This window comes from uncultured Methanobrevibacter sp. (assembly GCF_937906425.1).
GTDB lineage: Archaea > Methanobacteriota > Methanobacteria > Methanobacteriales > Methanobacteriaceae > Methanobrevibacter.
Genome location: NZ_CALCYR010000022.1, coordinates 1 through 7,704, shown reverse-complemented (window position 1 = coordinate 7,704; position 7,704 = coordinate 1). Strand labels below are relative to the sequence as shown.

At 30.1% G+C, this 7,704-nt stretch carries 3 protein-coding genes and 1 tRNA gene; 1 reads left to right on the top strand and 3 read right to left on the bottom strand.

Annotated elements, in window-relative coordinates; genetic code table 11:
• Positions 1 to 292: 292 nt before the first annotated feature.
• Both Q0138_RS00845 and Q0138_RS00840 read right to left on the bottom strand, forming a co-directional pair.
• Positions 293 to 1,615: a MurT ligase domain-containing protein gene (locus Q0138_RS00845; RefSeq protein WP_297979609.1), complete on the bottom strand. Its 1,323-nt coding sequence runs from the start codon at positions 1,613 to 1,615 to the stop codon at positions 293 to 295.
• Between the two features lie 584 nt (positions 1,616 to 2,199).
• Positions 2,200 to 2,271: transfer RNA gene (locus tag Q0138_RS00840), tRNA-Gln, on the bottom strand.
• 524 nt (positions 2,272 to 2,795) lie between these two features.
• On the opposite strand from Q0138_RS00840, the gene Q0138_RS00835 reads away from it, so the two are divergent.
• Positions 2,796 to 4,262 (top strand): AAA family ATPase, encoded by a 1,467-nt coding sequence (locus Q0138_RS00835; protein ID WP_297979606.1) that lies wholly within the window; start codon positions 2,796 to 2,798, stop codon positions 4,260 to 4,262.
• A 290-nt stretch (positions 4,263 to 4,552) separates the two neighbouring features.
• Here Q0138_RS00835 and Q0138_RS00830 read toward each other — a convergent pair whose 3' ends face one another.
• On the bottom strand, positions 4,553 to 7,399 hold the full coding sequence (locus tag Q0138_RS00830; protein ID WP_297979603.1) for a hypothetical protein: 2,847 nt from the start codon (positions 7,397 to 7,399) through the stop codon (positions 4,553 to 4,555).
• Positions 7,400 to 7,704: the final 305 nt, after the last annotated feature.

The following is a 7,704-nucleotide window of genomic DNA, read 5'->3' as shown; positions in this document are numbered from 1 at the left end:
AACCTGAGATTCCCTTATTAAACAATTAAACTTCTAATTAAAATCCTTGGGATTCCCTTATTAAACGATTAAACTTCTAATTAAAAACCTGAGATTCCCTTATTAAACAATTAAACTTCTAATTAAAATCCTTGGGATTCCCTTATTAAACGATTAAACTTCTAATTAAAAACCTGAGATTCCCTTATTAAACAATTAAACTTCTAATTAAAATCCTTGGGATTCCCTTATTAAACGATTAAACTTCTAATTAAAAACCTGAGATTCCCTTATTAAACAATTAAACTTCTAATTAAAATCCTTGGGATTCTCTTTTTAAAAGAATCTTACGTGCTTCAGGCATTGCAGTAAATGTTCCAATCACATAGGATTTAAAATCTTCCTCCAAAATGGAATTAAGTGCATCCTTAATGTCAGTCTGGTCCTTTGCAGGATAGATTCTTAAAATGCTTTCATCAATCCCTCCATACTTTAACCTTAAGGCCAAATCCTCTGCACGGGTCCCTACACAATAAAAGCTTTTAAGATTTGGAATATTTGCTATCTCCTCAAAATGAGCATCCCAAATCCATGAAACATCCTTTCCATCAGGGGCATAGTCATTTAAAATAAACATCACTGACTTTTCATGCTCATCATAGCTTATGGTGCTGAATACTTCAGACAATCCTACAGGATTTTTGGAAAGAACCAAAACAATGTCCTTTTTTCTAAAATGAAATATTTCCATTCTGCCCAATCGGTATTCAAAATCATTTAATCTTTCATAAATAAGATCATGACTTAAACCCATTTCACTTGCAAGGCTTATAACCCCTAAGGTGTTGTATAAGTTATACAAACCCAAAAGGTTTGAGACATAATCATGGTCAGATGGATTGGAAATAACCTTAAAATCATAAAGGGCATCATTCAAATCCAAAGAGTCCAAAAGATAATCAGCCTCATGATTTTTAATGCCACAAGATTTGCAGAAAAACTTGCCTACATTCCCATAATGGATATATTCATAGCTTAATCTTCCACCGCAATTGGGACAGAAAATGGATTCTGCCACATTTATCTCATCTCTTGCAAATTTGGTCATGGCAAATCCATAATATATTTTTTTATTTGGCAAATCATCAAAACGAAGCAGGGAAGGTTCGTCTGAATTAATAATCAAGACCGTTTCAGGAGAAATGGAATCATGAACCATCTTTATTGCCTTTTCAACCTCACCATATCTGTCCAACTGATCCCTAAAGAAATTAGTGATGATAAAGTAATCCGGCTTGATGAATTGGGAAACAATAGGAACTGAACCTTCATCAACTTCAAAAACACCTAGATCATAGTGGTCTTTTGAATCTGTAATGAATGGACTTAAAACTCCTTGAATCATGTTTGAACCATTTGGATTGGATAATACGTCATCATAAGCACCCTTTAAAACATGAGTTAAAAGATTGCTGGTGGTTGTCTTGCCATTGGTTCCTGTGATGAATACAATCCTGTCACATTTTTTTCCAAGTCTTGCCAATAATTCCGGATCAAATGTTAAGGCCACCTTACCTGGAAGTGCAGTGCCCTTTTTACCTAAACGCCTAGCAATTAAAAAGGACAATTTTCCCATGGAAACAGCCAATCTTGATTTAATAATAAAAAATCCCCCTCAAAAATATTATATGTTAAATATTACATAGCCCATCATAATATATAAATTATTCCCTTAAAATCGACAAATAAGAGCAAATATTCTATTATTTTATTAAAAAAAACCTAATTAAATTAAATTTTATGAAAATAATAGAATATTGCTTTTAAATTGAAATTTTACAAAAAAATAATGATTTTTAAAAATAGTGAAATAGAAAATAATTCTAAAAAAATTAATTAAAAAAATAAAATTCAAAAAGAGTGTTAAAAGTTAAAATTTTTATTAAAATTTAAGAAATAGTAAAAAATTAAAAATTTTTATTAAAAACGGAAAAAAATAAAATAGAAAATTTTTATTAAAATTTAAAGAAATAGTGAAAAATAAAAATTCTTATTAAAAACGGAAAAAAATAAAATAGAAAATTTTTTTTAAAATTTAAAGAAATAGTGAAAAATAAAAATTCTTATTAAAATTTAAAAAATAGTGAAAAGTTAAAAATAAAAAAAATAACAATAAAAAAGATGAATATAACAGTGTTATAACAAAGGTCCATAAAAAAATAGTCCCGAGCGGAGTCGAACCGCCGTCTCCGGGTCCAAAGCCTAGAAGGATTACCACTACCCTACGGGACTATACAACATACTATAGTATGTATTACATAATATATAAAGTTAACTAAAAAAAGTAAAAAGGATTAGAAATTATAAAAATTGTTGTTTTAAAAAATAGTAAACCATACATGGCAAATACTTTCCAAATGCTCTCAAAAAGCTTTTTTAAATATAAAACCAATAGGCATATGAGAAAGATGTCCTAATTGAAATCAATTGAAAAAAAAAGAGCAGAAGAAAAATAATTAAATCAAAAAAAATTCGCTTAATAATACTCTAATAAATTAAAATATATGCATATTTTCTAAAGATAAAACATCCATATTTATTTAGGAATCGTTCTAAATTTAGAAAATCAAATTACAAAGAACCGATAATTTATAATATCCAATTAAAAAATCGTTGGAGATTTAGAAAATCAAATTACAAGGAATCAAAAAAAACATCCAATTATAAAAATCGTTCTAAATTTAGAACATCTATTTATAAAGTATCGTTCTAAATCTAGAACACATATATAAACAAAGAAAAATATACTAAAATATATGTCAGCAATAGCTAGTGATTACATGAAAAAAACAATTGAGAATTATCTCACTAAACAATTATTAAATTTTCCATCAACAATAAATAGCAGGATTAGTGGAAAAGATAATAAAAAATACAATAAACGTGATGATTATTATAAAATAACAGAAATGATAGATGCATTTTTAGATTTGGAAAGTGAAGAAAGGTTTTTTTCACTGCCAGGACTAAGAGGAGTGGGAAAAACAACATTGCTTTACCAAACATACGAATATCTGATAAAGGAAAAAAACATCAATCCAAATGAGATATTATACATTTCCTGTGAAAAATTACATGCAATGGGTGATGTGAATATCTACAACACATTAGAGATATTCCTAGAAAAATTCCACAATACCAGCATTCTCCAATTGGACAAAGCAATATTCCTCTTAATAGATGAGGCACATTATGACAAGAACTGGGCATTGAATGGAAAACTGATCTATGATGAAACCCCAAATATCTTTTTACTCATAACCGGTTCCTCATCATTGCATCTTGACTTTAATGCAGATGCTGCAAGAAGATTGACAGTTCGACCAGTATTACCCTTAAACTACACAGAACACTTAAAATTGAAATATGATTATCATACAGAGATAAGGAATGACTTAAAAAACTTAATCCTAAATGGAGAATACGAAAAAGCCCAGCAAAAGGAAGAAAAAATAAAAAATGACTTGATTGCTTTAAGGGATTACAACTCATCAGATTGGGACAATTACTTTAAATACGGCTCATTTCCATCAACATTAAATAAAAGGTCAAAAGAGACTATACAAAATGAGATATGGTCAACCATATCCAAAATAGTCTCTCAGGACATTGCAACTGAATATAATCTCACAAATGACCTAAGGAATTACACATATAGAATACTTGTTTTCCTTGCATCACAAAAACCTGGAGAAATAAGTCAGGGAAAAATTGCGGCCAATCTAAATACCAGCAAGAGTAAGGTTAATTCAATTCTTTCCACATTGGAAAGAACACAACTGGTTTTCCACTGGGAAGCCTATGGAGGAGCCACAAAAAGAATAAAGAAACAATGGAAATATTATTTAGCAACAGCAAGTATAAAAAATGCAATAAATGAGGAATTCGGAAACACAATTTTTGAAAAAAGGGATTATGAAGGAATCCTATTAGAGAATTTAGTTGCTTCCAGCCTGTATAATTTATCATATAATGGAGAGTTTCCATTGTTTAACATATATTATGATGCAGAGAAGGGAGGAGTTGATTTCATCCTTCAAAAACACTTCCAGAACCCTATTCCAATCGAAGTGGGAATGGGCAAAAAGGACAATAAACAAATCAAAAAGGGAATTAATAAATTAAATGCAGAATATGGAATAGTAATTTCAAATCAGACCGATTCAATTGAAAAGGAAGGAGATGTAATATTTATTCCTCCAAAAACATTTTCATTGCTTTAAATTATTTTTTAAAAATAGAAAAGAAAGGAAAATTTATAAAATGTTAAAAATAGGCTAAATTGATTAAAATCTAAAAATTTTAAAAATTCAAAAGACAAAAATAGGAAAAAATAATTAAAAATATTCAAAATAAATGATTTTAAAAAAAGAAAAAATAAAAAATTTTTCAAAAAATAGGTTTTTGGGAACACCTTAAAAAATATAAAAAAGGATAAATGAATTATTTTAGAAAAACTTAAAACAAGATTAAGATATTTTCTAAAAATTCAATTAACCCTTTAATTAAATTTTTAGTCTTCTTCTTCAATATCCTTTTGATGTTTATAACCGACTAAAATCAATAATAGAGCAGCAATACAAATTCCTGCAAGGGAAACATAATCTACGGATTTGGTAATGACATCTTCCACCTTCTTATCCAATTCATAAGCATTATTGGAAGCAGATGCACCACTTAACCCTGGACTGGAAGCAGAATCTGAATGTGAGTCCCCAACTCTAGGACTGCTTGGATTAGTAGTATCCTCAGAATCCTTATTTTCCTCATTAAAATCTTCTTGATTCTCTTGAGAATCTTGAGGATTACTTGGATCTTCAGAATTAACTAATTCATCACCAGAATCACCAGGATTAGACTTTTCATCATCATCGCTTGGTGACTCCTTCTCATCTTGAGTAGCATCATAAGATTCTTTAGGGTCTAAATTATCATCTTCCATTACAGTCTGGTTTGTATTGTTATCGATTATCTCTGTAGCATTAGTCTGATTTTCAATCTCAGTGTTATTGATAGGCTCTGTAGAATTTGTCTGATTAACTGGTTCTGTATTGTTTACAGGCTCAGAATCAGTGTTATTTACAGGTTCAACTGGATTTTCTGGTAAAGGATCTGTATTATTTACTGGCTGAGGCTCTGTATTGTTCATTGGTTCTGGGTCTGTCTTATTATCATCTTCAGTATCATTTACAGGCTTAGAATCAGTGTTATTAATAGGATTTGGGTCAGTATTATTTATAGGCTCTGGATCAGTGTTATTGGTAGGGTCTGAATCTGAAGGACCAGTGGAATTAGTATCATCTGTGGAATCGGCATCTGTGTTATTGCCATCCCCACTTCCTCCACTAATAGGACTTGGATTTGTACTATTTCCTTCTGTTCCGTTTCCTGTACCATTTCCTGTAGAATTATTCTCTATCAATGAATCTGTTCCATTTGTATTATTGCCTATGGTGTCATTACCGCCTAAATCATCCAAACCAGTATTGTTACCAGATTTATTGTCAAAGCCAGTACCGTTAGATGCATTGCTTACAGCTTCCGTGACCCATTTAAAATCGCGAGTCTCAACATTGGTGTTTACCAAGAAGTTTTTCAGCCATTCAGGATAATTGTTTTCATCAAGAACATTTTTAAATGTGCCATCAGTATTATTACGAATGGTAACATTCTTTTTATTACCATCAACTATTACTGCACGATTACCGCTAGTTACAGCAGTGTTTAAGACATTATTTGAAATAATTGAATCGGTAACTACAGAATCTGAACCTTTCAATTCAACGGCATATAAACCATTGGTTGTAACATTATTGTATTGGATATTATAACTGTGATTGCCTCCAGTATTCTGGGTGTAGCTTATACCATAAATATTGTTGTTTGCACTATAATTTCCTAAATTGTTTACAATAATGGTGTTGTTCCAAATTCTGTCATTGGTGTCCTGAACTTCAATGCCTGCAACAAGAGCAAAGTAATGGGTACTTGCAAGACCTGTGACATTGATGAAATTGCTGATTATATCAATATGTGTGTCACCATAGTAATTTTCAGAGTAAATACCGCAATTAGGACCAAAGTTAAAGGTGGTAAGATTATTGAATGCCACTTTCATATTGTTTGCTGGCCCATTAATCTGTATAGGGTATGCAGTTCCTTCTCCTGCCCTACCTCCTGTAGTAAAGACTTCTATGTCATTCATTGCAATTGTCGCATCATCACAGAAATAAAAGTCCAATGCATAGAGATAATTGTTCTTTCCTTCCTTACTGTCAATGTCTTCAAGATAAATATCATTTTGGTCAATTGTAATATTTTTACAATTATAGAACATAATGGAATCCAAGGTAGGATAACCTCCAGCACCCTCAGTGACATAGGTATTTATCTCATTTCCAGACAATCTTAGGAAATTGGAATTCTGCACTGCAATACTTGCAACTGCATCCATACTGATACCACCATAGATTTCAGCACCCCAGTCCACATTACGTAAAGGGATATATGAATCTATCCTATTGCCATAAATCAAGGCATTATCAGTATTATCCAAGAAAATGCCATAGTCCCATCCGCCATAGAGATTGTTTCCAGTGAAATTAAAGGAACTGTTAATTATTGATAAGTTTTCAAGCTTTCTTCCTATATCTTCACTATAAACTAAAAATCCGGATGTCGCGTTTGGAACTGTATAATTCAGGGAAATGTTGTTTATTGCAATGTTATCAGATAAGACTAATAGGGCTGCATTATCGTTATCAGAAAGATCCTTATCAAGAACCATTTGAATATCAGCCAATTCTATATCATTAGCAGTTAGACAAAGTGCAGTGTTATTGAATAATGCATCTCTGCCTGCTATATGAGTGTAAGGATAAGCGATTTCAATTGTATCCATATCTGTGAAATTACCTTCGAATACAAGTGTGCATCCACCATAGATTTCTCTCAAGACATTATTTTCATCAAAGAAAATATAAAAGTTTTCAGAATTTACTAAAAATAGATTATTAGACCTATTAGAAAAGTCTATAGTTTCATTGAGATTGCTTTCATTATTACTCTCATTATCATCAGTTCCATTAAGAGAAACATCATCAGCACCACTAGAACCATTATCAGCACCATCTAAATTAGCACCATCAAAATCAATGCCATCATTTAAGTCATTACTTTCACTATCACCTAAAGAATATTTTAAAGAAGAATAAGAACTAATTCTTAAGGAATTATCATTTTCTCCTAAGGCATGATTAGAATCTCCCAATATGGAATTATCTGATGCAGAAACAACAGACAAACTAACCATAATCAAAAGTATAAGAGAAAACAATAATAAAATCTTATTATTTTTCAAAACTTATCCTCCATTAAATGAATTTCAACAGCTATTTCTTCAATCATTAGAAAATTTACAAAAATTCTAATTTATTAAGATTAAAGAAATTACATAATAGATAAATATAATTCAATAATTGATTAAAATCTAAAAATCACTGATGATTTTAGCATAATCATAAAGTTAATTAAATAAATTTTTAAAAAATTTATTTATTATTCCAATTAATAAGAAAAAAACAATAATAATTCATTAATTGAAATAAGAAATAAATTATCCAAATAATCTATTAATAATTTTTAAAATTATAATTTAAACCTTTT